This is a genomic window from Micromonospora sp. NBRC 107095 (assembly GCF_030269705.1).
In the GTDB taxonomy this organism is placed as follows: Bacteria; Actinomycetota; Actinomycetes; order Mycobacteriales; family Micromonosporaceae; genus Micromonospora; species Micromonospora parva.
Map to the genome: position 1 here is coordinate 637,542 of NZ_BSTU01000002.1, position 26,448 is coordinate 663,989.

Sequence of the window (26,448 nt, forward strand, 5' to 3'; positions counted from 1 at the left end):
CGGCGTCAGTGGCGGCGGAGCGAGAGGTGTAAGGGGTGGCCGAGGGCCTGGAGGGCGCGCGCGGACGCTTGCCCCCGAACAAGGAAAGGGCATCCGGCCCAAGAACGCATCTCGAAAAGGGCCATCGTGACGGAGGACACCCGATGGTTTAGGTCGCATCAGACAGGTGGTTTCCGGGCACCGCCTGAAAGGATGGATTGGCGCGCACGGGCAGGGGGCACTACCTGCCTGCGCGCGGGGCAGGTCGGCCGGTGCGCACATCACCATGGGTTGAGGGAGCAGGATGCAGGTCTGGCCGGGCGAGCGGTATCCCCTGGGCGCCACCTACGACGGGATGGGCACCAACTTCGCCATCTTCTCCGAGGTGGCCGAGCGGATCGAGCTGTGCCTCTTCGACGAGTGGGACACCGGCGCGGAGCGCCGTGTCGAGCTGCGCGAGGTGGACGCGTACGTGTGGCACGCGTACCTGCCGGGCATCGAGCCGGGCCAGCGGTACGGCTACCGGGTGCACGGCCCGTACGACCCGGCGAACGGCTTGCGCTGCAACCCGAACAAGCTGCTGATCGACCCGTACGCCAAGGCCATCGACGGTGACGTGACGTGGGACCCGGCGGTCTACGACTACGACATGGACGAGCCGGAGCGGATGAACGAGACCGACTCCGCGCCGTTCATGCCGAAGTCGGTGGTGGTCAACCCGTACTTCGACTGGGGCAACGACAAGCCGCCGCGCACCCCTTACCACCACTCGGTGATCTACGAGGCGCACGTACGCGGGCTGACCATGCGCCACCCGGACATCCCGGAGGAGCTGCGCGGCACGTACGCCGGCATCGCCTCCCCACCGATGATCGACTATCTGACCCGGCTCGGGGTGACGGCGATCGAGCTGATGCCGGTGCACCAGTTCGTGCACGACCACCGGCTCAACGATCTGGGGCTGCGCAACTACTGGGGCTACAACACCATCGGCTTCTTCGCCCCGCACCACGGCTACTCGGCGCTGGGCCGGCTCGGCCAGCAGGTGCAGGAGTTCCGGGGCATGGTCAAGGCGCTGCACGCGGCCGGCATCGAGGTCATCCTCGACGTGGTCTACAACCACACCGCCGAGGGCAACCACCTCGGCCCGACGTTGAGCTTCAAGGGCGTGGACGCGCCGAGCTACTACCGGCTCAGCGAGGAGGACCGGCGCTACTTCGTCGACTACACCGGCACCGGCAACAGCCTCAACGTGCGCAGCCCCCACTCGCTTCAACTGATCATGGATTCGTTGCGGTACTGGGTGACCGAGATGCACGTCGACGGCTTCCGGTTCGACCTGGCGGCCACCCTGGCCCGCGAGTTCTACGAGGTGGACCGCCTGTCCACGTTCTTCGAGGTGGTGCAGCAGGACCCGGTGGTCAGCCGGGTGAAGCTGATCGCCGAACCGTGGGACGTCGGCCCCGGCGGCTACCAGGTGGGCAACTTCCCGCCGCTGTGGACGGAGTGGAACGGAAAATACCGCGACACCGTGCGGGACTTCTGGCGCGGTGAGCCGGCCACCCTCGCCGAGTTCGCGTCGCGCATCTCCGGCTCCGCCGACCTCTACCAGGACGACGGCCGCCGCCCGTTCCACAGCATCAACTTCGTCACCGTGCACGACGGGTTCACCCTCAACGACCTGGTGTCGTACAACGACAAGCACAACGAGGCCAACGGCGAGGAGAACCGGGACGGCGAGAGCCACAACCGGTCCTGGAACTGCGGGGTCGAGGGCGACACCGACGACGAGGCGGTGCTCGCGCTGCGGGCCAAGCAGCGGCGCAACTTCCTGGCCACCCTGATGCTGTCGCAGGGCGTGCCGATGATCGGCCACGGTGACGAACTGGGCCGCACCCAGCACGGCAACAACAACGCCTACTGCCAGGACAGCGAGCTGGCCTGGATCGACTGGGACAACGCCGACGAGCAGCTACTGGACTTCGTCCGCACGCTCACCGCGTTCCGCAAACGGCACCAGGTGTTCCGCCGCCGCCGGTTCTTCACCGGACTGCCGGTGGGCGGGCGCGGCATCGACGAGCCGCTGCCCGACCTGGCCTGGTACACCCCGGACGGGCGGGAGATGACCGGCGAGGACTGGGGCAACGACTTCGGCCGCTCGGTGGCGCTGTTCGTCAACGGTGCGGGCATCCGCGAGCGCGGCCAGTACGGCCAGAAGCACCACGACGCGTCGTTCCTGCTCTGCTTCAACGCCCACGACGCACCGCTGGACTTCACCATGCCCGGCAGCGAGTACGGCCAGAAGTGGGAGCGGGTGATCAGCACCGCCGAACCCGAGCCGGACGACGCCACGGTGATCAGCGCGGGCGGCACCATCCGGGTGCCGGACCGCTCCCTCGTCGTGTTGGAGAGGATGATCTGACATGCCGGCCACCCCTCCCAAGGCCACCTACCGCGTCCAGGTCCGCCCCGGTTTCGACCTGGACGCCACCGCCGCGATCGTCGACTACCTGGCCGACCTGGGCGTCAGCCACCTCTACAGCGCCCCGCTGCTGACCGCCACCCCCGGCTCCCAGCACGGCTACGACGTGGTCGACCACCGGGCCGTCAACCCGGAGCTGGGCGGGGAGGCCGCCCGGCAGCGGCTGTTGCGCGCGCTGCGCGACAAGCACCTCGGCCTGGTCGTCGACATCGTGCCCAACCACGCCGGGGTGGCCGTCCCGGCCGCCAACCCCGCCTGGTGGGACGTGCTGCGCCGGGGGCGCGACTCGTCGTACGCCGACTGGTTCGACATCGACTGGGACCGGGGCCGGCTCCTGCTGCCGGTGCTGGCCGACGACCCGGGCGCCCTGGACGACCTGAAGCTCGTCGACGGGGAGCTGCGCTACCACGAGCACCGCTTCCCGGTCGCCGACGGCACCGGCGACGGCGACGCCCGCGCGGTGCACGACCGGCAGCACTACGAGCTGGTCTCCTGGCGGCGCGGCGACGCCGAGCTGACGTACCGCCGGTTCTTCGCCATCGCGGGCCTGGCGGGCCTGCGCGTGGAGGACCCGGCGGTGTTCGCCGCCACCCACGAGCTGATCCTGCGCTGGGCCGCCGCCGGAGAGGTCGACGGCATCCGCGTCGACCACCCGGACGGCCTGCGCGACCCGGCCGGCTACCTGGCCCGGTTGCGGGCCGCCGCGCCGGACGCCTGGCTCGTGGTCGAGAAGATCCTGGAGTACGGCGAGGAACTGCCGGACTGGCCGGTGGACGGCACCACCGGCTACGACGCCCTGGCCATGGTCGGTGGGCTCTTCATCGACATCGACGCCGAGGGCGACTTCACCGCGCTGGACAACCGACTCACCGGGCAGCGCACCTCCTGGGAGGACCTGACCCACAGCACCAAACTGGCCGCCGCCACCCGACTGCTCTCCGCCGAGCTGACCCGGCTGGCCGCCCTCGCCCCCGAGGTGCCCGCCGAGCAGGCCCGCGCGGCGCTCGCCGAGCTGGCCGCCGCGTTCGACGTCTACCGCGGCTACCCGCCGCACGGCGCCCGGCACCTCGCCGCCGCCCGCTCCGAGGCCGGCCGCCGCCGCCCCGACCTGGCCGGTGCCCTGGACGCGATCACCCGCCGACTGCGCGACCCCGACGACGAGCTGGGCCTGCGGTTCCCGCAGCTCACCGGCGCGGTCATGGCCAAGGGCGTGGAGGACACCGCGTTCTACCGGTGGACCCGGTTCGTGGCGCTCAACGAGGTCGGCGACAACCCCACCCGCTTCGGGGTGCCACCGGCGGAGTTCCACCGCTTCGCCGCCGCCCAACAGGTCCGCTGGCCGGCCAGCATGACCACCCTCTCCACCCACGACACCAAACGCGGCGAGGACGTCCGCGCCCGACTCGCCGTACTCAGCGAACTGCCGGGCCGCTGGGCGGAGCAGGTCAAGGCCTGGATGGAGTACGCGCCGCTGCCCGACCCGGCGTTCGCCCACCTGCTCTGGCAGACCGCCGTCGGCGCGTGGCCGATCGAACGGGAACGGCTGCACGCGTACGTCGAGAAGGCCGCCCGGGAGGCCGGGGCCTCGACCAGCTGGGCGGACCCGGACCCGGCCTTCGAGCAGGCACTGCACGCGCTGGTCGACCTGATGTACGACGACCCGAGCCTGCACGACGAGCTGACCGAACTCGCCGCCGCCATCACCCCGGCCGGCTGGTGCAACTCGCTCGGGCAGAAGCTCATCCAGCTCACCATGCCCGGGGTGCCGGACACCTACCAGGGCACCGAGCTGTGGGACAACTCCCTCGTCGACCCGGACAACCGCCGCCCGGTCGACTTCGACGTACGCCGAGAATTGCTGGCACGCATCGACGGCGGCTGGCTTCCCCCGATCGACACCGACGGAGCGGCGAAGCTGCTCGTCGTGTCGCGGACCCTGCGGTTGCGGCGGGCGCACCCGGAGCTGTTCACCACCTACCGGCCGGTGCCCGCGCACGGGCCGCTGGGCCGGCACGCGCTGGCCTTCGACCGCGGTGGCGTGATCGCCGTGGCCACCCGGCTGCCGCTGGGCCTGGCCCGCGCCGGCGGCTGGTGCGACACAGCCCTGTCACTTCCCGTTCACGAGATGAAGGACCTGTTCACCGGCCGGGTCTACAGTGGCGGGGAGACGCCGCTGGACAATCTCCTGGCCGACTACCCCGTCGCTCTGCTGGCTCCTCCCACCGCTGCCGAGGAGGCCGTTTCATGACCGAATTCTCCGTCTGGGCACCGGACGCCACCCGGGTGCGGCTGCGCCTAACCGGCGACACCGACCACGAGATGCGCGCCGCCGACGACGGCTGGTGGCGGGTCGAGGTGCCCGACGCCGGCCTCGACTACTCCTTTCTGCTGAACGACGACGAAACCCCACTGCCCGACCCCCGGTCACCGTGGCAGCCTGCGGGAGTGCACGGGCCCAGCCGCCGCTACGACCATTCCGCCTTCGCGTGGACCGACAGCTCGTGGACCGGCCGGCAACTGCCCGGCAGCATCCTCTACGAGCTGCACATCGGCACCTTCACCCCGGACGGCACCTTCGACGCGGCCATCGACCGCCTCGACCACCTGGTGAACCTCGGCGTCGACCTGATCGAACTGCTCCCGGTCAACGCCTTCAACGGCGAACACAACTGGGGGTACGACGGCGTCTGCTGGTACGCCCCGCACGAACCCTACGGCGGCCCCGACGGCCTGAAACGGTTCGTCGACGCCGCCCACGCCCGCGGGCTGGGGGTGATCCTCGACGTCGTCTACAACCATTTCGGGCCCTCCGGGGCCTACGCGCCGCAGTTCGGGCCCTATCTCGCCGAGCAGAGCAACAGTTGGGGCCGCTCGGTCAACCTGGACGGCCCGCACTCCGACGAGGTACGCCGTTACATCATCGACAGCGTCCTCATGTGGCTGCGCGACTACCACGTCGACGGGCTGCGGTTGGACGCCGTGCACGCGCTGCCGGACACGCGGGCGGTGCCGCTGCTCGAAGAGCTGGCGATTGAGGTCGAGGCTCTGTCGACGCACCTGGGCCGGCCGCTGTCGCTGATCGCCGAGTCTGACCTCAACGACCCGCGGCTGATCACGCCCCGGGAGGCTGGCGGGTTCGGGTTGCACGCCCAGTGGAACGACGACGCCCACCACGCGCTGCACACGGTGCTGACGGGGGAGCGGCAGGGGTACTACGGCGACTTCGGCTCCCTAGAGACGCTGTCTGACGTGCTGACGGGTGGTTTCTTCCACGCGGGGACCTGGTCGAGCTTCCGCAATCGACACCATGGGCGGCCTCTGGACTCGCGTGTGCCTGGTCATCGGCTCGTGGCTTACCTCCAGAACCATGATCAGATCGGGAACCGGGCTACCGGGGACCGGATCTCTGCCTCGTTGTCCCCTGCGCTGCTGCGGGTTGGGGCTGTGCTGCTGCTGACCGCGCCGTTCACCCCGATGCTGTTCATGGGGGAGGAGTGGGCGGCTTCCACGCCGTGGCAGTTCTTCACCTCGCACCCCGAGCCGGAGTTGGCTTCTGCGGTGCGGACCGGGCGACGGCGGGAGTTCGCCTCGCACGGGTGGCCGGAGGGGGACGTGCCGGACCCGCAGGACCCGGAGACGTTCGTACGGTCGCGGTTGGACTGGGCCGAGCTGGACAAGCCTGAGCATGCCTCGATGCTGTCGTTCTACCAGCGGTTGATTGCCCTGCGTCGCTCGTCTTCGGACCTGTCGGATCCCCGGATGCATGAGGTGTCGGTGCAGCACGGGGACCAGTTCCTGGTGATGCGGCGGGGGGACACGCTTGTCGTGGCGAACTTCGCTGGGCGGGGGCAGGGGGTGTCGCTGCCTGGGGTGGCTCGACGGGTGCTCCTGGCAACGGGGGAGGGGGTCACCGTGATGCGGGACCGGATCGAGCTTCCAGCGGAGACTGCGGCAATCGTGGCGTTGTGACGTCGATGTCGGATCTCGTGAAGGGTGTGCGTGCCGTACCGGACTTTGGAACCGGTAGCCGGCCGACCGCGAACTGACAGCGCGACCGTTTCAGCTTGCCCGAGCGACGTAGCTTGGAAGACCGCGGTGCCTCCCTGAGCGATGGGATGCCCGACGCACCCTTTGGCGAGGAGGGCCGTGGACGCGAATTCGGTTACTGCCATCTGTGCAACTGTGATCGCCATCGCTTCACTTGTGGTTTCAATTTCGGAGGCAAGAGCAAGCCGAAGGCACAACTTCCAATCGGTTCGCCCAATGTTGAGCCTGGACTGCCTCCGTTTTGACGGTGGGCTGGCAGGCATCCGAATACAGAATGCCGGCCTTGGCCCGGCCATCATTCGGGTGGCAACGCTCTATCTCGACTCTGAGGAGGTCGGGCCGTGGGAGAAGCAAGCTGTCGACCCGCTTCGCGGCACGTTCGCGGTCTGGCCAAACTTCACCTCCCTTCGCCAAGGTAGGCCCATCCCCGTCGGCCAGGAACTGATGATCTTTGCGGTGGAGGATTACGACCCGGTGAGAGATGCCGAATTCTGGGCGGCGGTGACCCAACGGATCAGGATTCGTGTGCAGTATGAATCGGTATACGGCAACGAGCTGCATGAAGCGTGGTTCGAAGGATCCCCCGCCCATAAGATTGGACGTCCCTGGCAAGGTAGGGATGACGCAGGATCTTCGATAGATAAGGATGGGCACATCGAGCCAAGCCAGTCTCTGTAGTGGCTGCCGCCACCTGCATGCTCTGTCGGTGTACCGTCCAATGTGCGGGGGCAGCATTGTGTAACCGCTGTCCTGGTCCTCTAGCTGGGGGTTGGCGAAGGCATGGTGACGAAGCCGGACACCATTGGTGCCAGGATCCGGTACTGGCGGATGCGCCGTGGCGGCATGACTCAGGCCGTTCTCGCCGGGCTCGCTGGCGTCACTCAGTCGTACGTGTCGCAGGTCGAGTCGGGTCGGAAGACCATCGACCGTCGTTCTACTCTGGTCGCTCTCGCTGCCGCGCTCCAGGTCACGGTGGCCGACCTGCTCGGCCAGGGAACCGAGTCCGGGGATCCGGCCCGTGAGAGTGCTGCCGAGTGCGTGCCAGCGATCTGGTCCGCCCTGATCGAGATTGAGGACGGCGAGCGCCGCCCATCGACCTACACACCGGATCGGCTGACCGCCGAGATCGCCCGCGCCGACCAACTTCGCAATTCGTGTAACTATCCGGCGTTGGCCCGTCTCCTTCCGGGTCTACTGCTCGAAGCCGCCGCCGTGGGAGGGACGACGCTTGCCCAGGTCGCCTACCTGGCCTCCACGTGCCTTCGGCACCTCGGCTACCGCCACTTGGCCCTCAACGCCGCCCGGATATCGGTTTCCGCTGCTGAGAATGTCGAGGACCGAGCGTGGATTGGCGCATCGCAGTTCATCTATGCGCAGAGTCTGCCGATCGAGTCCGCACGCCTGGCGGCCAGGGTCGCTGACCGGTCGCTGATGGAGCTTCAGGGAGACGCGTCCGACGTCCGGGTGCGGCAAATCCTTGGTCAACTTCACCTGATGGCCGCGCTGGCCTCCGCCGTGGATGCTCGCCCGGACGTCGCTCGTGACCACCTCGTCGAAGCTTCGCGTGAGGCAGCGAGTCTGGGCGATCCAGCCGACGGAGGCGGCTTCAACGGATGCTGCTTCGGGCCGACCAACGTCGGGCTCTGGAAGATGTCCATCGCGGCCGAACAGGGTGAGGCCGGCAAGGTGATCGAGCTGTCCCGGACGATCCGGCCTCAGGTGCTCAAAGCATCGAATCGCCAACTGTCCTACTGGCTCGACATCGGGCGAGCGTTGGCGGAAGGCGGTCGCCGGGATGCTGAAGCGCTCGCCGCATTCGTGCAGGCCGAGCGGGCAGCGCCGATTCCGTTCGCCATCAACCCGCTCGCCCGCGACGCCGTGGTGAGCCTGGCCCAACGCGCCCAGCGCCGTGCCATCCCCGACGACCTGCGCCTGCTCGCCGGCCGTATCGGCATCAACCTGGCCACATAACTTCCAGTAATCAGGACATCACCAATCCGCCCTACTGTCCGGTTTGGGACGTGATCACGTCCTGATGGCCCAGCGCGGGGATGGTCGATCCTGAGCTGCTGGGCCTCCACCGGAGGAGGCGGGGATGAGCGGTCGGGACGACAACGCCCCAGAGAACAACAGCGAGGCGGCCGAGCGGGAGGCTGCCAAGCAGCGTCTTCTGGCGCAGGCCGAGGCGGAGCGCGTACCCGTTGATGACACGACCCGCGCGGTCCCGGACCGGCGGTGGCGGCGTGACCAGCGATGACATCCCTATCGGCCGCCGGGTGGCGAGCTGGCGGATACGGCGGTCGATGACACAGCAGATGCTTGCCGACCGGTTGCGCAGGTCGAAGAGCTGGGTGGACAAGATCGAGCGGGGTGCCCGCCCTCTGGACCGGTACTCGGTGATTCAGGAGCTGGCCCACGTCCTGCGGGTCGACCCGGAGGTGCTGCTCGGGCAGCCGCGGAGTACCCCGGCGGGCACGCCGGATGGGGTGGACGACATCAGGGCCGCGCTCGCCCGCTACGACACCCCGCAGGCTCCACCGCAGACGGACGAGCTGCGGCGGCAGGTCGGGCACGCTTGGTTGGCCTACCAGCATGCGCACTACGGGCAGTTGGTGCGGGTGTTACCGGGTCTGCTCGACGCCGCCCAGGGTGCGCGGTCACCGGAGCTGCTGGTGCAGGCGTACCGGATCACCTCGTCGCTGCTGGTCAAGCTCGGCGAGGCCGGCCTCGCCTGGCTGGCCGCCGACCGCGCGATGGCCGCCGCCGGCGACGACCCGACGTTGGCGGCAACAGCGACGATCGCGGTAGCTCAGGCACTGCGCGCCGCCAACCGCGACCCCCTGGCCCTGACCGCAGCCCAAAGTGCAGCCAACCGCCTCCTCCCACCGTCATCCCGCCTTGGTGATCATGAGGACGGCGGGTCTGGTGGAGATCAAAGTGCCCGGCAACCTCATGATCAACGGGGAGCAGGGCTGCGGCCGGCGGGGGAGTGGGCAGTGGGTGGGGCGTTGCTGGTGCAGGCAGCGTTGGCCGCTGCTGGGTGCGGTGAGCACCGTCGCGCCGACGAGCTGCTCGGCCGGGCCGCGGGGATCGCCGCCGGCCTGCGGGGGTACGACGACACGTACCGCGCCAGCTTCGGGCCGATCGCCGTCGAGTTGGCGCGGGTGGTGGTGGCTGCCGTGCGAGGCGAGGCCGTTGAGGCGCTGCGGCGGCACGCGATCGTGGTGCGGCGGGAGGGGTGGCGGCGGTTGCCGGCCGAGTATCGGGGCGCGTACCTCGTGGACGCCGCTCGGGCGTACCTCCAGGTGGGTGACCTGCGCGGCGCGGCGCGGGCGCTCGTCGACGCGGACAGTGTCGCGCCGGCTGAGGTTCGGTGCCGGCCTCTGGCGCGTACCCTCATCGCCGAGGTCGCCCGGGGTCACCCGGCGCCGGCCGGTGTGGCGCGACTGGCGACGCTGGTCGGCCTCACCCGCTGACCACCGCTGGCACTGCGACGGGCTCAGGGGCACAGCGCCAGCCGACTGGGGACGCCAAAAAGCCTTACGCTCGAATTTCCATTTCTGCCACCAACCCGTCGGTGAATCGGTAGACATGCGTGACCGTGTGATCCGCGATTTCCGCTCCGGTTTTGTCGCGGACGACCTGGTGGACGGTGACGACGATTCGCCCGTCGGCCTCCGCGGCGAACGCGGTCGGCAGGACGGTCGGTTCGATCTGGTCCCATTGCCTGCGCCAGTAGGCACTCACCTCGTCGCGGCCGTGCACGAGGCCTCCCTCCCAGCCATTCGGCCACGACACATCCGGCGTCATGGCGGCCAGCAGTGCGGGGATGTCACGTTCGTTGAATGCCGCGTAGAGGTTCGTGAGCAGCCTCTCCGACGTTGCGAGTTCCGGCGAATCCATCGAGCCAGCATGGTTGGTGGACCAGACCTGCTGGAAGTCACTTCGCGGTCAGCAGAATGTGGGCGGTGGGTGGGAGTTGCTGCTCCGGGCCGCCCTGCCGCCGCCCGGTGCGGTGAGCGCTGCCGACGCGGCGCGGCTCACTGACGCAGCGCGAGGGCGCGCAGGGCGATGTCGACCGAGGCGTGGAGGTCTTCGCGGCTCGCGCCGGACGCGGCGTGGACAGCGTGCCCTTCGCTGAGGGCCATCACGAACCGTGCCAGCGCGCGGGGGTCCATGCCGTCCGGGAGGTCCCCCTCCTTCGCGGCGCGGGACAGTCGCTCTTCCACGGCCGCCTCGGTGGCGGCACGGCCGGCGGCCAGGATCTCGGAGATGCGGGCGTTCTCCGGCGAGCAGGCCAGGCCTCCCTGGATGGTGAGGCAGCCGGCCGGGTGGTCACGGTCGGTGAGGCCGTCGGCGCTGGCGCGCAGGAAGGCTTCGATCGAGGCGTACGCCGTGGGTTGGTCGAGTGCGGCGCGGGCGTTGGCGACCTGGGTGTCGTGGTAGCGGGCGAAGGCGCGCTGGAACAGCTGTTCCTTGCTGCCGAAGGCGGCGTACAGGCTCGGCCGGTTGATGCCCATCGCGCTGGTGAGGACGCTCAGGGACGCACCCTCGTAGCCGTGTCGCCAGAAGGCCTCGGTTGCCCGGTCGAGGACCGTCTCCTCGTCGAAGGCCCGGGGGCGTCCCACGGCGGGCGTCTCAGTGCTCATGGCGCCAGTGTACCGCTCGGTACAGATCGTGACCCGGGTCACCAACCGATCAGTACAAAACCCTGTTACGGTGATTCGCAACCGAGCGGTACAAAACCAGCGGCGGTCGCTCACAGGGCACCCCGTGGCTGCACACGTAGGAGATACGAATGACCGTCACCCTCATCACCGGTGGCAACAAGGGCATCGGGTTCGAGACCGCCAGGCAGCTTCTCGAACTGGGCCACACCGTCTACATCGGTGCCCGCGACGTCGAGCGGGGCGAGAAGGCCGCAGCCGAGTTGGGCGCACGGTTCGTGCAGCTCGACGTCACCGACGACGCGTCGGTGAGCGGCGCGCTGGCCACTGTCGACTCGGCGGAGGGTCGACTCGACGTCCTCGTCAACAACGCGGGCATCCTCGGCGACGGTCCCGTCGACGGCCCCACCGCCCTGCGGGTGTTCGACACCAACGCGGTGGGGATCGTCCGCGTCACCGAGGCGGCACTACCCCTGCTCCGACGGTCGTCGAACCCGACGGTGGTCACCGTGTCCAGCAGCATGGGGTCATTCTGGGCGGTCACCAACCCGCAACGGCCGGAATTCAACCTTCCGGCGGCGCTCTACGCGGCTTCCAAGTCGGCGGCCACCATGCTCACGATCCAGTACGCCAAGGCCAACCCGGGCATCAAGTTCAACGCGCTGGAGCCCGGCTTCACCGCCACCGACATGACCGCCGCCCTTGGAACCGGACGACCGGTGGCGGAGAGCGCCACAACCGTCGTACGCCTGGCCACCCTCGGCCCCGACGGCCCGACCGGCACCTTCACCGACGAGCTCGGCCCTTTGAACTGGTAGCACGGGCAAACAGGGCCGGGGATGGTCGGTGGGGGAGTGGGCGGCGGGGGACGGCCCTTGGGCGACACCGATGTTCGGCGTCGCCCAAGGGCCGCTCCTGTGTCAGGTCACAGTCTCACGTTCCTCAGCAGCTGGGATCGTTGTAGCCGCCGTGGTACGTGTTCGCCTCTATCTCGAACCAGTTCCCTTCCCAGGGGTTGCCGTACGCCAGCCATGATATGCCCGAGGCGACCCCGTACGCGTTCCTGTATTGATCCACGGTGTTGTAACGGGTCCACTGAACAGAATGGACAGCCTCATGCCGCATGAGGTCTGGCCCGCGTTGGACTGCGGTCGACCGCCCACGAGTCTCCAAGAGGCATGTCCTGGCCCTGGCCTCTTCCTGCAGCCGCGCCCTGAAGCCCGCCAGATCTTCGGGGATGTGGAGAAAGTCTCCGAGCGTCATAGGCTGTGAGCCGCCCGGGGAACGACCCACGCAAACGATCTGCAAGGTGTCGTTGTAGCACGGGGTGCCCCAGCCGAGGGCCCAAAGGCCTGCAGCGCCGTTACTGCCGTTTTGAATGTTGCGAGTGCGAGTCGTGGTGCTTGACGTTGGCACCCAGAGAGGGCTGTCAGCGTCCGTACCTCCATGATCCCAGGCCGTCTCGTTGACAGCGACAGCCCTGAATTCGAAGACGTCGCGACTGTTCAGGCTGTACCAGGTCCACTTCGTGTCAGTAGTGTTGCCGAGGATGCTCCAGTCACGCTGCTCCCACTTGTTCCGGATCTGGACCTGATAATACGGAGCGCCGCAGCCGGTGGTGGCGGACCGTGCCCAGTTCACGTCGATCCGGCCGGGAGCTCCGGTGGCGTTGACCCGTTGGGCCGGTTCGGGGAAGGGTGCCATTGGTCGGGCACTGACGGTGTTGCTGACTGGGCTGTCGCCGCTGATGTTGTCGGCCAACACCCGGAACTGGTACGTGTGAGTGTTGATGAGGAGATCCATCTTGATCGACGACTTGCCAACGATCGGGTAGATCCCTCGGGTCCAGGCTTGCCCGGTGGTGGCGTTCCGATACTCGATCCAGTGGTACACATTCGGAGTCGAGCTCGGTGTCCAGCTCAGGCTGACCGAGGCGCAGCCGGCCGCCGTCACCTTGAGATTGGAAGGGGCCTGTGGCCGAGGCGGCATGGGTCGCACTGTCGCAACATTGGAAGGGCTGCTCTCGCCGGCGACGTTGCTGGCCAGGACCCGGTACTCGTACACGTGTCCGTTGTGCAGGAGGCCCATGGTGATCGAGGTGCCCCCTGGCACCGGGTACTCGGCCCGCTTCCAGCCCTGGCCGGCGGTGACGTCCCGGTACTCGATCAAGTAGTAGGCGTTCGGGAACGAGCTGGCGCTCCAACGGAGGGTGGCCTCCCCGTCGCCCGCTTGGGCGGTCAGGTTCGAGGGTGGCCCGGGCAGCGGCGGCAGCGGCTTCGCCGAGACGGTGTTCGACGGAGGGCTTTGCCCGCCCGCGTTGGAGGCCGTCACGCGGAAGTCGTACGAGTGCCCGTTGGTGAGGAACTGCATCGTGATCGTGGCGTCGTCAATGGGCAGAGGCGTCCGCTGCCACGACTGCCCCGCCGTCCGGTCCCGGTGATAGACGAAATATTGGGCGTTGGGCGTGGCGGAACGGGTCCAGCTCAAGGTGACTTGTCCGTCGCCCGCCCGCGCAGTGAGGTTCGACGGTGACGCGGGCAGGCTGTAGTAGGCGGTGACCCGCACCGCCGAGGAACGCGACCCTTCACCGCCAGCATTCGTGGCCGCGACCTGATACTCGTAGGTGTGGGCGTGGGTGAGGTACTCCATGGTGATGGAGGATTCGCTGCTGAGGTATTCGAGGCGGGTGAACGCCGTTTGCCCCGCGGTGACGTCCCGCCAGTAGATGACCGAGTAGGTGTTCGGCGAGGGTGCGTCCCAGTTCAGCTCGATCTTGCCTTCGCCCATGGCGACACCGCGAAGGTTGGTCGGCGCTGCTGGCGGAGCGTACGTCGCGGTGGCGCTGCTGATCGCGCTGCTGGGCCCTTCCCCCGCCGCGTTCGTGGCGGCAACTTTGAACTCATACCTGTGCCCGTGGGTGAGGTACTCCGCAGTGGCGGTGGTTCCTTCCGTGACCGGGTAGGGCCAGGCCTTGAAAGTCGTCTCGCCCGCCGTCACGTCGCGTTGATAGATGCGGTACCAGACATTGGGGCTGGAGGCCTGCCAGGTGAGCTGGATCGTGCCGTTCGGCTTGGCCGCCGCAGCGAGGCCGGTCGGAGCGGTTGGCATTGCGGGGGCAGGGGTAACGGCCGCGACATTGCTCGCGGGACCCTCACCGGCGCTGTTGGTGGCAGAAATCTTGAACTCATACTGATGGCCGTTGGCGAGGTAGAGGGCGGTTGCGGACGTTCCTTCGGTCACCGGGTACGGCCAGGCCGTGAAAGCAGCCTCGCCGGCGGTGACGTCTCGTTGGTAGATCCGGTACCAGACGTTACCGCCCGGAGCCTGCCAGGTCAGAGTCGCCTTGCCGTCACCGGACGTGGCCCGCAGGGAGGTCGGCGCCCCCGGCAGCGGGAAGGTGGCGGTCGCCTGCGCCACACTGGAGTGCGCGGACTCGCCGCCCTTGTTGGTGGCGGCGACCTTGAACTCGTACACGTGACCGTGCGTCAGATAGGTCGCCGTCGCGGTCGTGGCGTCGATGACCGGAATCGGCCAGGCGGTGAACGCGCTCTCGCCTGCGGTCACGTCACGTTGGTACACGCGGTGCCACACCTGGCCCGGGGGTGCGGTCCACGCCAGTTTGATGTCGCCGTTGGCTTGAGCGGTCGCTACCAACCCGCTCGGCGCCGCGGGCACACTGTATTGGGCCGTGGCGCTCGCTGTCGCCGACCACGGGCCCTTACCGCCCCCGCCGACTCCGCGGACCCGGAAGTCGTACCGGTTCTGGTGTTCGAGCAGGCTGACGGTGAGCGTCGTGGCGGTCCCGTCCGGGTGGGCGAGCGGAAGCCACTCCGTCTTGCCGGCGGTGACGTCGAGCCGTTCGATCTCGTAATACCAGGACCGGTCGGCCGGCTGCCAGTTCAGGACGATGTCACCCGTTGACTGGGCGACCGCCGTCAAGCCGGTGGGTGCGGCCGGTGGTTGCACGGTGACGGTGGCCGAGGCGACGTTGGACGGTTGGCCTTCGCCGGCCCCGTTGTCGGCCGTGATTCGATACTCGTAGGTGTGGTCGCCCCGCAGTTGAGACAGGTCGATGCTGGTCGTGGTGACAGACGCCGGCAGTCGCACCCACTGGATCTGTTGGGAGGTGGTGTCCCGCTGATAGACCCAGTACTTCAGGTTCTGGCCCGCCGGGCCACGCCAGGAGAGATGGATGCCGCCGTCCGCGTCCGCGTTCGCCGCGAGGTCGCTCGGAGCAGCCGGTACGGCTGCGGGGTCCGGCTCCGACAACGGCCAATCCACCTCGATGAACCGAGGGCGATAGATCGACACGTCGGCTTTGGAGTCGTCGGTGTTCAACGCATTGACGTTGTACGACAGGAGCAGCTTGCCATCACGGGCCAGGTCCTGATGTATCGAGGTGTCGTAGACGATGGTCGGCGGCGAGTTGCCTGCCTCAGGGGCGCGTGCCAACTCGCGCGGCCCGGAGTAGGGCCCCGTTGGCGAAGCGGCGCTGTAGGCAACGATGGAACTGTTGAAAACGAGATGGCCCTCCACCGTTGTCATGACGAAGCGGCCATCCAGCTTGCTCACCGTGAATGCGGTGCCCACTCCACTCGCCACACGTGCCGAGGACGCATCAGTGGTGCCCCACCCGGATCCGTTCCAAAACTGCCACTGCCCGGTGAGACCACCAACCGGTACGCGGGCGACGTGCGCGAACTTGAAGTCCGAGGTGTGTTCGGACCCGTAAATATAGGTGTAACCATTGTCGGTGACCAGCGACTGCCCCCAGGTGATCCGCGGGCTCATGGGAAGCTCCCGGACCCCGGTGACGGACAGCGCGGGCAGACTCAAGGTCACGAGGGCGTTGCCGGTGGGCGTGACATCCAACGTGCCCGGGCCGGTCGCGTCATACCTGTTGACAAGGACCTGCAGGTTGTTCCCCTCGACCATCGCACCGGCCACCCAGCAACCGAGGCCCACGCTGTCGTCACACATCAGGGATTTCGGGGCCGCTGACGTCCCGCCGTGCAGCGTCGTGGTCAGCGTCGTGCCGTCTTGTACGACAAGTGTGTTGTGGACCATGGGCGAGTTGGACGGGCGCGAGCCGTCGGCGTTCACGCTGCCCAGGAACGTGTCAGAGAAGAGCCAGGCCAACCGGCCATCCGGCAGGAGAACGGAGAAAGTGCGGTCGCCACCGGTCCAGTGGCCTCCCGCATTTCCGTATTGCGTGAACATGGAGTTGACCGCCGCGGCCGACATGCCCTGCGTGGGTAAAGCGCCAACGGCCTGCGCGCGCGCAGGGAACGAGACGGCGATGGCTGCTATCAGGGCGATGGCGGCAGCTATTGCCGTGGGCCGAATTCTGTCTCGGGGCAGGGACAACGAAAACTCCCTCTAATGAATGCCGTTATCCCTGTGAAGATCGGGATTCGGCAGAAGCTAGCAGGCGGGGGTTAGGTCGAGCGACCCCGAACCGTGCAACGCGCCGATTGCTTCAAAGATAGGCATTGAGCATCTTTGACCCAATTTGACAAGAAGAGAGGCTGCCGGGAACGGCTATGTCGCACAATCTGCGGTGGGTTCCAGTGCCTCAACCTTGTCCTGCGGTCACTGAGCTGTCGTTCCCGGCCCGCGGTGGGCGACTGCGTCGCGGATGGAGAGAACGACCAGCGAGAGCGGCACGACCACCCAGAGCTGGAGCACCGTGTACCGGCGCAGCTCCCGGCGACGAACGTTCATCGGAGCGATGGTGCCACCGGCAGGCAATCTCTGGTGAGGACCGTGACCGTGGCGTCCGTCCGCTCAGCCGTCGTTGGCGCAGAGTTGGGAGGTCAGGGTGGCGCGAGCCCACTCTTCCCACGCGCCCGGTGACCAGTCGCGCTCGCGGACGAAGATCAGGTATAGCTCCGGGCTGAGTACGCCGTACAGCAGGTCCGCCGCCATCTCGACGGAGAGGCCGGGGCGGGCGTCGGGCTTGCCCACCAGGGCTTCGGCTGCTGCGTACTGCACTGTGTAACGCGGATCGGCGTCGTCCGGCCACTGTGCGGCGATCTCCGGATCGGTGGCTGCGGCGGCCGCGATCAGCGGCATGATCGGGGCGACCCGGCCCAGGATCTCGCTGGCGCCGTGCACGTGCGCGCGCAGTTGCCCGGCTGCGGTGGGGTCGGCGCACGCGGCGCGAAACCACTCACGGTCCATGGTGGCGACCGGCGCGGTGTCCCCGGCGATGGACGTGTCGACGACGTCCTTGAACAGCGTGCGCTTGTTGCGGAAGACGAAGTAGACGGTCTGGACGGCCACGCCCGCCCGGTCCGCGACCTCCTGAAGGCTCGTCGCCCCGTAACCCTGCGCGACGAACAGCTCGCGAGCCGCCTCGATGACCTTCTCGCGGGTGCGTTGTGAGCGCTCGGCCCGCTTGTCCGGCCGCTTGACCTTCTCCATAGTGCGAGTCTATCTTTAGAGTAAGTCACTAGAGTTCAACTCTAAATTCATGGAGAAGGCAATGACCCAGCTAAACGACAGCCAGAACCCGGCCACGACGCAGCGGGACCCGGAGGAGGAAGCCGTTCTCCGCGCCCTTGAGGGCTACTACCGCACCGGCAAGCCGCCGTGGGACACCGGCGTGACGCCGCCCGAGTTGGTGGACCTGGTTGAGGGGCACGGTGCGCTGCCGCCCGGCCGGGCCCTCGAACTCGGCTGCGGCACGGGGACCAACGCCATCTACCTCGCACGGCACGGCTGGGAGGTGGCCGCCGTCGATCTGATCGACAGCGCCGTCGACCAGGCCAGGGAGAAGGCCGCGGCGGCGGGAGTGGCGGTACGGGTGCGGCACGGAGACGCCACCCGCCTCGACGACCTGGACGTGCCGGGCCCGTTCGACCTGTTCTTCGACCTGAGCTGCTACTGCGGAATTCCACTGCACCGCCGCGACGCCTACGCCGCCGGGATCACCCACCGCGCCGCGCCTGGAGCGCTGTTGCTGATGTTCGGGTACGGCCCCGAGACACTCGACAATCCGGTCTCCGAGATCACGTCGTGGGCGGCGGGCGTCACCGCCGACGAACTCCGCGACAGGTTCCCGGGCTGGGCACTCATCGACGTCAGGCCGGGCACCAACTCGGTGCCGACCTTCTGGTTCACGCTGCGCCGCGACGCCTAGCAACTCCCGACCGCGTGGAGCCGGCGTGCGCGTTGCGCGATCACTCGAAGAACTTGAGGCTGAACCCGGTGTCGGTGGTCGGGCCGGGCACGTTGGCGCGGCGGTAGGTGGTGTTGCCCCACCAGCAGAAGGTGCCGGTGTACCAGTACCGGTTCGCCCAGGAGTACGCCGTGCCCTTGGGTACGGCGTGGAACATCAGCGGGAACCTCGGCCCGGCGGGTGGGCTCGTAGCGATGTCGCCGTTGAGCAGCACGAAGCTGTGGTGCCCGGGCCCGTTCACGTACAGGGTGGGATCCCAGCCGGCCATCATGGTGGCCCGGTTCGAGCCGAACAGGCAGCCGTTCGACTTGTACCAGTCCCACACGTACGTGGGGTCGCCGCCGGCGCGCAGTCGCAGGTCGGCCAGGCAGTACTGGTCACTCCAGCTGCCGTTGGCGGAGTAGACGATGTGCAGCTGCCCGTTCGGGTCCCGGATCGCCTCGGGGGACTCGTTGATGAACGGGTTGCCCACCACGCGCTCCCAGCTCTCGCGCGGCTGGGAGATGACGTACCGGCTGCCGGTCGGGGTGAGCGGGTCGCTCATCCGGCTGAGGTAGATGTTCTGCTCGACGTTGGTGTCGCCGGCCCAGCCGGACCAGACGAACCACCGCTGCCCGTTGAAGGTGAACAGGCTGCCGTCGATGGCCCACTTGCCACCGGGCAGCGCGAGCTGCCGCTCGGTCGTGTAGCCGCTGGCCGGCGACGCCGAGTGGATCACGTACATGCGGTGGGCGATGCCACGCCCGGCCGAGAAGTAGATGTAGTAGCGGCCACCATCGGTGACGATCTCCGGGGCCCAGACCTCACCGAGGTTGCGGCTGTCCGTCCACACCTGCCGCGCGGTCGCGGCGGCCAGCGCGTCGGGTGACGCTGCCTGCCGTACGGCGATCCCGCCGTTGAGCGACTGGACGGAGATGTAGGTGGAGCCGACGCGGATCACGCTCGGGTCGGCGGCCCGCAGGCTGGTCTGCCCGGCGGCCGCCGGCCCGGCGCCGACCACTGACAGGCCGACGGCGAGCACGGCGGCCACCAGGGCGGAGAGGATTCGCGGAACGGTTCGGCTGTCGGCGTTCACGATCGGGATTCCTCTCCACGACGTGAGCTGGCCGAGGGTCTGACCCGGACCGGGTCGGCCAGCCGTCGCGCACCTCAGAACGAAAACGACTGATGTCGATAGATTAGGCCAGGAGTCGACGAGCCGCAGCGTGGATCGGCGGGCATGCAGCCGGCGGTGTTTCCGGGAACGTGAGAATCGGGCATGTATCTCTGCACTGCTGGAGGGGAGTGACGGCAATGCTGGTATACGGCTATCTCGGCGCGGTGCTCATCGGTGCCCTCGTCGGCCTGCTCGGACGACTCATCCTGCCGGGGAGGCAACGGATCGGCGTCGTCGCCACGTTCGTCATCGGCGTCGGCTCGGCGGTGCTGGGCACAGTGGTCGCCAAGGCGCTCCATGTCGACGACGAAGCCAGCGTGCGGGTCTGGGTGCTGCGCTGGGACTGGATCGTGCTCGCGATCCAGGTCGGCGTCGCGGTCATCGCCGTGGCGCTGGCCAACATGCTCACCTTCACCCGGCTTGCCGGCGGCGACGAGACCCCTCGTCGGCGGACCCGCCGCAGCAAGGCCAAGAGCTGACGAGCCGGCCGGGAGGCCTGCCGTACCTGTCGACGAACGTCCGTCTGAACGATGGCGCCACCCGGCGGACAAACCCCGGCGGGGCAGGCCACCGCTACGATGCGCGGATGGGCAGGTTCCTCGCACTCTTCAACGGCGCGGCTGACGAGGTCGGCAAGGCCGACCTCACCGAACAGCAACAGACCGAGTTCATCAACGCCTGGGCGTCGTGGGCGCAGGCCAACGAGAAGGCCATCGTCGACCCCGGCGCCCCGCTCAACGCGAAGAAGCTGCTCACCGCGCAGGGTGTCGAGGACTTCACCGACGCGCTGACCGGCTACACCATTGTCGAAGCGGGCTCGCACGACGAGGCGGTCCAGATCTTCTCCGGGCACCCGCACCTGCGGCTGTTCACCGGGAACTCGATCGCGGTCCTGGAGTGCCCGCCCCCGCCCGGCTGATCCGCGTCTTCTCGTGCCCACTGCCTGCGCCCGGTGTCGGCTCAGCCGAGCACGGGCTCGCCGCCCGGCAGGCGAACGACGCGCGCGGTGAGTAGAAACCTCAGGCGACCTCCAGCGCGTCCGCCGGACGCGGCGCGTACGCCGGGTGCTGGGGTTCGAGGAACCCCAGCGACGCAGGGACCACCCGTCCGAGTGGTCCCTGCGCTGATGCCGGTGCGTGGCTAGACTTCAGGTTGGCAGTTCACCTGTGCTCTGCTGCGACGGACGCAGATCTCGGGAGGGTGTTCCCGCACCCTTCCGAGGGGCCGTCCCATCGGACGGCGCCTATTCGCAGAAGACCCGGACCGTGGCATCGGGGGAGTCCACCTCCACGGTCACGTCGTCGAGGTGCTCCACGAGCGCCTCTAACTGCTCCGGCTTGAGCTGCGTCAGGTCGATCGGCACGCCCGAGTCGCTGAGTGAGGCGTTGGCCTTGACCAGGGCCTGCGGTGGGACCAGCGCCGCCAGCCGTACGCCGGCCCGCAGCAGTTGCAGCGGCACCCGCACGTTGACCCGTGACGGCTCGCCGTTGTCGGTGGCGTCCACCACCACCCGCAGGTACTTCACCTTGCCCTTCGGTCGGGCGTCGTGACCTGTCACCGCCGGCGCCTGGTCCCGTTCGAGGGCGGCGATGAGCTGCTCCGCCTCCTCCGCAGTGATCTTGCCGGCGGCCAGCATGTCGAGGATGTCCTTGCGTTGTTCGGTCATGCGAACCTCTCCTATCGGATAGCCACGAGCACGGCCAGGCGGCCCTGCTCGATGTCGAAGCGGGCGCCGGGCAGCGCGGAGATGACGCGCCAGCCGGCGCCGAGTGCCCGCACCACACCGATGCGGAACACCAGGCAGGCCACGATCGCCGCGAGCACGACCAGGACCACGAGGGGGAAGAGCAGGAGCGCCACGGGGAGCACCGGAACCCAGAAACGCAGCGGCCGGCGGTCCGGGCGGTTGACCTTGACGGTCACCAACTGCGGCATCATGTCCGGCCGTCCAGCTCGGCCAACGCCTGCTGTGCGGTGATGTCACCGCGGCGCAACCGGTCGATGATGTCGGCCCGCGTCGGCGCCGGGTCGGTCTCGACGAAGTCGAGCATCTGCGTGATCCGGTTGAGGCGTGACTTGATCGTCGGGTAGCTCACCCCGAAGACGCGTTCCATCTCCTTGATCGAACCGTGGCAGCGCACGAACGCCGTGACGAAGACCTGATCCTCGACGGTGAGCTGAGCCAGTTGCGGCAGCTCGAACTCACCCTCGATCGCGACACCGTTGCTCGCCAGACGCACCCGCTCGACGACAACCGACTGCCCGCGCGTCAGGCTGGTCAGTTCCTGCCAGTCCATCGCCTGTTCTGTCATATCTGAATTTGTATCTTAAGAATCTTCAACTTCCAAGAGTTGTGCCTTGATTTCCTTGAGTCGCGTCTCTCGGTGTCGGGCGTGATCCACTCGCCTTCATGAAGACCGCGGTGTTCCGGCCCGGCGGACACCCCGGTTTCGTGGAACCCGAGTTGATCTCTCGCCGGGCGGGGTGGGCGCTCAGTGGCGCGGCAGCATGCCCACGAGCGACGTGATGATCGCGAGCCGCAGGGCGGTCCGCAGGTCGACGTGGTGGACCGCCAGCGCCGGCTCGGACTCGTAGACGGCGAGCAGGCTCGGCGGCGGCGCGGCGTAGGCGGCCAGCGCGCCACCCATGATCAGGGCGTGCAGGCAGAACAGCTCGGCGCGGTCGCCGACCTCGGGCAGGTGCCGCCGGACGAGGTCGGCCATCACCGCGAGGTTGCCCAGCGAGGCCCGCTTGTGCCGGCGGACCACCTCGACGGAGACGTTGTGCTCCAGCACCCCGCCCTGCGCGCCGAAGAGATCACAGAGCACCGTCTGGGCGGCGAGTGACCGGCTGAGCACGTCGGCCATCTGCTCGGCCCGTTCCGGCGTGGACCGGCTGCTGTCGACGCCGTCGGCCAACTCCTGCTCCAGCTCGGCCAGCCAGGTCGCGGTCCGGTCGTCCATCAGGTCGAGCAGCACCGCCTCGCGGGACTCGAAATAGCGCAGCACTGCCGTCTTGGCCAGGCCGACCCGTCGGCTCAGCTCGTTGAGGGTCACCTCGGCCACCGGCATCTCGTCGAGCATCGCCGAGGTCGTCTCCAGGATCGCCCGGCGCCGGACCTCACGCTGCTCCGCGCTGCGCGCCCGCTGGAACGTCATGACACCAACCCTAACTTAGGTACCGGCGGTCCCTTGACAGCGTACCGGCGGTACCTTAGCGTTTCAGGCATAACTTACCGGCGGTACATTAGGAGCCTGAGATGAACTGGACCGAGCAGCAGATTCCGCGCCAGGACGGCCGGGTGGCAGTGGTCACCGGCGCCAACACCGGGCTGGGCTTCGAGACCGCCCGGCTGCTCGCCGAACGCGGCGCGTCCGTCGTGCTGGCCGTCCGCGACACCGCGAAGGGCGAACGGGCCGCCGCCCGGATCAACGGCGACGTCGCCGTACGGGAACTGGACCTGACCTCGCTGGAATCGGTGCGGGCCGCCGCGGCCGGCCTGCACGCCACCCACCAGCGGATCGACCTGCTGATCAACAACGCCGGGGTGATGTACACCCCGAAGCAGACCACCAGAGACGGCTTCGAACTGCAGTTCGGCACCAACCACCTGGGCCACTTCGCCCTCACCGGCCTGCTGCTCGACCTGCTGCTGCCGGTGCCCGGCTCCCGGGTGGTCACGGTCAGCAGCGTCGGCCACCGCATCCGCGCCGCCATCGGATTCGACGACCTGCAGTGGCAGCGTTCCTACAGCCGCGTCGCCGCCTACGGCCAGTCGAAGCTCGCCAACCTGATGTTCACCTACGAGTTACAGCGCCGGCTGGCCGCGCACGGCACCACCGTCGCGGTGGCCGCACACCCCGGCGTCTCCAACACCGAACTGGTCCGCAACGCCCCGGCGGTCATCCGCCGACCGATCACCCTGCTCGCCCCGGTGATCACCCAGCCCGCGACGGCGGGCGCGCTGCCCACACTGCGGGCCGCCACCGACCCGTCCGTCCTCGGCGGGCAGTACTACGGCCCCGACGGTCTCGGCGAGGTGCGCGGCACCCCGAGGCTGGTCACCTCCAGCCCCGCGTCCTACGACCTGGCCGTGCAGCAGCGACTCTGGGCCGTCTCGGAAGACCTCACCGGCGTGCGGTTCCCGCTCGGCCAGGCAACCGTCGGCGCGGCCTGACCGCCTCAGGCCCGCAACCGGGCGACGACCACAGTCGTGGCCTGGGCGACGTACCCACCGGCCCCGGTCTTGTTGCCGACCACCCAGCCGGCCGGCACCCCGGCGCGGACCAGTGCCGCGCCGGGGTGCCGTCGGTCAGGACAGGATCTCGACGTACCCGTCACTGCCGTGCACGCGGATCCGCTGCCCATCCTTGATCAGTCGGGTCGCGTCGAGCACGCTGACGACCGCCGGCAGGCCATACTCCCGTGCGATCACCGCGCCGTGCGTCATCAACCCGCCGACCTCCGTCACCAGGCCGGCGATGCCGACGAACAGGGGCGTCCAGCTGGGGTCGGTGTGGGTCGTGACGAGGATGTCACCCGCTTCGAGATCAGCCTGCGCCATGTCCAGGATGACGCGGGCGCGCCCGTCGACCGTTCCGGCGGACACCGGCACACCGACCAGCGCGCCGGTCGGCACGTCGTCGCGCCGGTACGATCCGGTGATCATCTCGCCGTCCGAGGTGAGTACCCGGGGCGGGGTGAGCGCCTGGTACGACCGGAACGCGTCCCGCCGCCGCCGGATCAGGTCGTCGTCCACCCGCCGCGACCGGACGACCTCGTGGAACTCCTCGAACGTGAGGTAGAAGGCGTCTTCGACAGCGGTGAGGACGCCGGCCCGCACCAGCCGCTCGGCCTCCGCCAGCAGGGCCTGCTTGTAGATGAAGTAGCGGGTGATGATGTCGTACTTCGGGTACTCCCGGTAGCCGGTGAAGGTCCGCACCCGGTCGATCATCCGTTCGGTCTCGGCGGCCTTCTGCTCCCCGTCCGGCAGCGCCCGCAGGCGCGTGACCACCTCCTGCGCCTTGTGCTGCGCCTGCTGCCGGCCCTCCTCGAAGCGCCGCCGGGCGGCACCCGGCTCGAAGAGCTTGACGTTGTCGAGGAGCACCGGCATGAGCGTGTTCGGGCGTTCGCTCCACCGCGGCCGGGTGATGTCGATCTCGCCGACGCAGCGCATCCCGTACCGGTCGAGGTACGCCTCGATGGCGGCGCGGGCCTCGGCCCCGCCGGCGACCTTCGGCAACTCGTCGAGGAAGTCGTCGTCCGCGACGTCCTGCAGGAACGCCACCACCTCCGGGTGCGCACGGATCACGTCGGCGACGTCCAGCAACGCCAACCCCATCTCCGAGGTGATGTTGCCGGGGGCGGAGAGCGTGAGGGTGTCCGCCGCGTTCTTCTCGCCCAGCCATTCGTGCAGCCGGTCGTTGAGCCACCAGGTGGCCTCCATGCCCGCCATGATCGCCCGCATGTTCAGCGGATCGGCGAGGACCCGCTTGTGTTCCTGGAAGGCCTCCAGCAGGAAGTCGAACAGCGCCGCACCGGTCACCGTCGCGATGTCGCGCCGCAGGGCGGCGATGGACGCCTCGCTGCGCGCGATCAGCTCGGGCACGATCGCCGGATCGGTCTCGGTCGACGCGCTGTCGCCCGTCAGCCTGGCCGGACCGGCACCGTCGCCGGTCGGCCGCGTCGTCGGAATGAAACCCGGCCGGTCGAGGAGGGTCTGCAACGCGTCCTTCGTCAGCGGATCGGACTTCCCGACCATCTCCAGGAAACCGGCGCGGCTCGCCGGCGAGGCCAGCAGCCCGGTGGCGTCGACGAACAACCTTCCGCCGGCCTCCCGCATCTGGGCGATGGCCGTCAACTGCCACACGGACAGTCCCAGGGGCCGCATGGCGTCGGTCATCATCTGCTGGTGACCGACCGAGAGGTAGACGTGGTTCTCCTGGTCGTCGACCGCGGGAACGGGGAACAGTGTGGTGATCGGCCGGCTCTGCACGATCTGGAAGTCGTCGCCGACCAGGCACCACTCGATGTCCTGCGGACGGCCGAAGTGCGCCTCGATCCGTCGCCCGAGCTGCACCAGCCGTAGGACCTGCGCCGGCGTCAGCGCCGGCTGGTCCCGCCGCTGCGCCTCGATCGCCACTTCCCGCGTTCCGCCGCCGGGCACGGCAGCGACGGCACGCTGTTTGACGGCGACCGACCCGGCCACCACCTCCCCGTCGCGCACCCGGAAGACGTCCGGGTTCACCAGTCCGGACACCAGGGCCTCGCCGAGGCCGAAGCTGGCGTCGACCGTCGCGACCTTCCGGTTGCCCGTCACCGGGTCCGCCGTGAACAGGATGCCCGCCGCGTCCGGAAAGACCATCTTCTGTACGACGACAGCCATCTGGACCGTGCGGTGGTCGACGCCGTTGCGCAGGCGGTAGACGACGGCCCGCTCGGTGAACAGCGACGCCCAGCACCGGCTGACGTGCCGCAGGATCGCCGCCGACCCCACCACGTTCAGGTACGTGTCCTGCTGCCCGGCGAAGGACGCCGTCGGTGTGTCCTCCGCCGTGGCGCTGGAGCGCACGGCGTAGGCGGCCTGCTCGCCGAACCGGGTGAGCGCGTCCCTGATCGAGGCGGCCAGGTCGCCCGGGATCGCGGTCTCCTCGATGCTGCCTCGGATGGCCGCGCTGAGCGTGCGAATCGCCTCCGCGTCGTCCGGGCTCAGCCGTGACAGTTCTTCGAGCCGGTCGTCGATCGCCGGCACCTGCGCCATGACCTGCCGGAAGGCGGCCGTCGTCACGCAGAACCCGGCGGGCACCCGGATGCCGTCGACCTGGGCCAGCGCGCCCAGGTGCGCCGCCTTGCCGCCGACGACCGACACCTGCGTCTCGTCCACCTCCCGAAGATCCACCAGCGATACCCGGTCGCCGCGGCCCTCGTCCATCGA

At 68.7% G+C, this 26,448-nt stretch carries 23 protein-coding genes; 12 read left to right on the forward strand and 11 right to left on the reverse strand.

The genetic code is table 11. From position 1 onward, the window contains the following. Positions 1–283 precede the first annotated feature (283 nt). The 7 genes from glgX to QSK15_RS15335 all read left to right on the forward strand — a co-directional run bounded on the left by glgX (position 284) and on the right by QSK15_RS15335 (position 9,984). Positions 284–2,401 carry a glycogen debranching protein GlgX gene (gene glgX / locus QSK15_RS15305; protein WP_285794858.1) on the forward strand — a complete coding sequence of 706 codons (2,118 nt, stop codon included), beginning with the start codon at positions 284–286 and terminating at the stop codon, positions 2,399–2,401. A gap of 1 nt (position 2,402) precedes the next feature. After that, entirely contained in the window at positions 2,403–4,709 is a 2,307-nt protein-coding gene (gene treY, locus QSK15_RS15310) for a malto-oligosyltrehalose synthase (protein ID WP_285794859.1), read from the forward strand. Next, positions 4,706–6,430, forward strand: a complete 1,725-nt coding sequence (gene treZ, locus QSK15_RS15315) for a malto-oligosyltrehalose trehalohydrolase (protein ID WP_285794860.1) — start codon at positions 4,706–4,708, stop codon at positions 6,428–6,430. The genes treY and treZ overlap by 4 nt, the downstream gene beginning before the upstream one ends. A 177-nt stretch (positions 6,431–6,607) precedes the next feature. Beyond that, a complete protein-coding gene (locus QSK15_RS15320) occupies positions 6,608–7,186 on the forward strand; it encodes a DUF8453 domain-containing protein (protein WP_285794861.1) in 579 nt (192 codons plus the stop codon). A 102-nt stretch (positions 7,187–7,288) separates the two neighbouring features. Further along, on the forward strand, positions 7,289–8,479 hold the full coding sequence (locus tag QSK15_RS15325) for a helix-turn-helix domain-containing protein (RefSeq protein WP_285794862.1): 1,191 nt from the start codon (positions 7,289–7,291) through the stop codon (positions 8,477–8,479). A 124-nt stretch (positions 8,480–8,603) separates the two neighbouring features. Beyond that, positions 8,604–8,765, forward strand: a complete 162-nt coding sequence (locus QSK15_RS15330) for a hypothetical protein (RefSeq protein WP_285794863.1) — start codon at positions 8,604–8,606, stop codon at positions 8,763–8,765. Then, positions 8,713–9,984 (forward strand): helix-turn-helix domain-containing protein, encoded by a 1,272-nt coding sequence (locus tag QSK15_RS15335; protein WP_285794864.1) that lies wholly within the window; start codon positions 8,713–8,715, stop codon positions 9,982–9,984. Before QSK15_RS15330 ends, QSK15_RS15335 begins: the two co-directional genes overlap by 53 nt. Before the next feature lie 64 nt (positions 9,985–10,048). Here QSK15_RS15335 and QSK15_RS15340 read toward each other — a convergent pair whose 3' ends face one another. Further along, complete coding sequence (locus tag QSK15_RS15340; RefSeq protein ID WP_285794865.1) at positions 10,049–10,411, reverse strand: nuclear transport factor 2 family protein; 363 nt, start codon at positions 10,409–10,411, stop codon at positions 10,049–10,051. 137 nt (positions 10,412–10,548) lie between these two features. Then, positions 10,549–11,157 carry a TetR/AcrR family transcriptional regulator gene (locus tag QSK15_RS15345; RefSeq protein ID WP_285794866.1) on the reverse strand — a complete coding sequence of 203 codons (609 nt, stop codon included), beginning with the start codon at positions 11,155–11,157 and terminating at the stop codon, positions 10,549–10,551. Between the two features lie 149 nt (positions 11,158–11,306). On the opposite strand from QSK15_RS15345, the gene QSK15_RS15350 reads away from it, so the two are divergent. Beyond that, positions 11,307–11,993, forward strand: coding sequence for an SDR family NAD(P)-dependent oxidoreductase (locus QSK15_RS15350; protein WP_285794867.1), 687 nt, complete (start codon positions 11,307–11,309; stop codon positions 11,991–11,993). 124 nt (positions 11,994–12,117) lie between these two features. Here the strand turns inward: QSK15_RS15350 and QSK15_RS15355 are convergent, their stop codons facing one another. The 3 genes from QSK15_RS15355 to QSK15_RS15365 all read right to left on the reverse strand — a co-directional run bounded on the left by QSK15_RS15355 (position 12,118) and on the right by QSK15_RS15365 (position 17,601). Beyond that, positions 12,118–16,419, reverse strand: coding sequence for a DUF5005 domain-containing protein (locus tag QSK15_RS15355; RefSeq protein WP_285794868.1), 4,302 nt, complete (start codon positions 16,417–16,419; stop codon positions 12,118–12,120). Between the two features lie 348 nt (positions 16,420–16,767). Further along, entirely contained in the window at positions 16,768–16,899 is a 132-nt protein-coding gene (locus tag QSK15_RS15360; RefSeq protein ID WP_285794869.1) for a hypothetical protein, read from the reverse strand. Between the two features lie 63 nt (positions 16,900–16,962). After that, positions 16,963–17,601: a TetR/AcrR family transcriptional regulator gene (locus tag QSK15_RS15365; protein ID WP_285794870.1), complete on the reverse strand. Its 639-nt coding sequence runs from the start codon at positions 17,599–17,601 to the stop codon at positions 16,963–16,965. 61 nt (positions 17,602–17,662) lie between these two features. Between QSK15_RS15365 and QSK15_RS15370 the strand changes: the two genes are divergently transcribed. Further along, the gene (locus QSK15_RS15370; RefSeq protein WP_285794871.1) at positions 17,663–18,319 is read left to right on the forward strand and encodes a class I SAM-dependent methyltransferase; all 657 of its coding nucleotides are present in this window, start codon (positions 17,663–17,665) and stop codon (positions 18,317–18,319) included. A 40-nt stretch (positions 18,320–18,359) separates the two neighbouring features. Here QSK15_RS15370 and QSK15_RS15375 read toward each other — a convergent pair whose 3' ends face one another. Then, positions 18,360–19,433: a glycoside hydrolase family 43 protein gene (locus QSK15_RS15375; RefSeq protein WP_285794872.1), complete on the reverse strand. Its 1,074-nt coding sequence runs from the start codon at positions 19,431–19,433 to the stop codon at positions 18,360–18,362. A 218-nt stretch (positions 19,434–19,651) separates the two neighbouring features. Between QSK15_RS15375 and QSK15_RS15380 the strand changes: the two genes are divergently transcribed. Together QSK15_RS15380 and QSK15_RS15385 are read left to right on the forward strand one after the other, a co-directional pair. Then, a complete protein-coding gene (locus QSK15_RS15380) occupies positions 19,652–19,993 on the forward strand; it encodes a GlsB/YeaQ/YmgE family stress response membrane protein (protein WP_285794873.1) in 342 nt (113 codons plus the stop codon). A gap of 107 nt (positions 19,994–20,100) precedes the next feature. Further along, positions 20,101–20,433, forward strand: coding sequence for a YciI family protein (locus QSK15_RS15385; RefSeq protein WP_285794874.1), 333 nt, complete (start codon positions 20,101–20,103; stop codon positions 20,431–20,433). Positions 20,434–20,757: 324 nt separating this feature from the next. Here QSK15_RS15385 and QSK15_RS15390 read toward each other — a convergent pair whose 3' ends face one another. The 4 genes from QSK15_RS15390 to QSK15_RS15405 form a co-directional block, all read right to left on the reverse strand. Continuing rightward, entirely contained in the window at positions 20,758–21,180 is a 423-nt protein-coding gene (locus QSK15_RS15390) for an SHOCT-like domain-containing protein (protein WP_285794875.1), read from the reverse strand. Positions 21,181–21,191: 11 nt separating this feature from the next. Beyond that, positions 21,192–21,449, reverse strand: a complete 258-nt coding sequence (locus QSK15_RS15395) for a hypothetical protein (protein WP_285795132.1) — start codon at positions 21,447–21,449, stop codon at positions 21,192–21,194. Continuing rightward, positions 21,449–21,826, reverse strand: coding sequence for a DUF2089 domain-containing protein (locus tag QSK15_RS15400; protein ID WP_285794876.1), 378 nt, complete (start codon positions 21,824–21,826; stop codon positions 21,449–21,451). Before QSK15_RS15400 ends, QSK15_RS15395 begins: the two co-directional genes overlap by 1 nt. Positions 21,827–22,006: 180 nt before the next feature. Next, positions 22,007–22,672, reverse strand: a complete 666-nt coding sequence (locus QSK15_RS15405; RefSeq protein WP_285794877.1) for a TetR/AcrR family transcriptional regulator — start codon at positions 22,670–22,672, stop codon at positions 22,007–22,009. Between the two features lie 101 nt (positions 22,673–22,773). Between QSK15_RS15405 and QSK15_RS15410 the strand changes: the two genes are divergently transcribed. Beyond that, the gene (locus QSK15_RS15410; protein ID WP_285794878.1) at positions 22,774–23,691 is read left to right on the forward strand and encodes an SDR family NAD(P)-dependent oxidoreductase; all 918 of its coding nucleotides are present in this window, start codon (positions 22,774–22,776) and stop codon (positions 23,689–23,691) included. 135 nt (positions 23,692–23,826) lie between these two features. On the opposite strand, the gene rph is transcribed toward QSK15_RS15410, so the two are convergent. Next, complete coding sequence (gene rph / locus QSK15_RS15415; RefSeq protein WP_285794879.1) at positions 23,827–26,445, reverse strand: rifamycin-inactivating phosphotransferase; 2,619 nt, start codon at positions 26,443–26,445, stop codon at positions 23,827–23,829. Positions 26,446–26,448 lie beyond the last annotated feature (3 nt).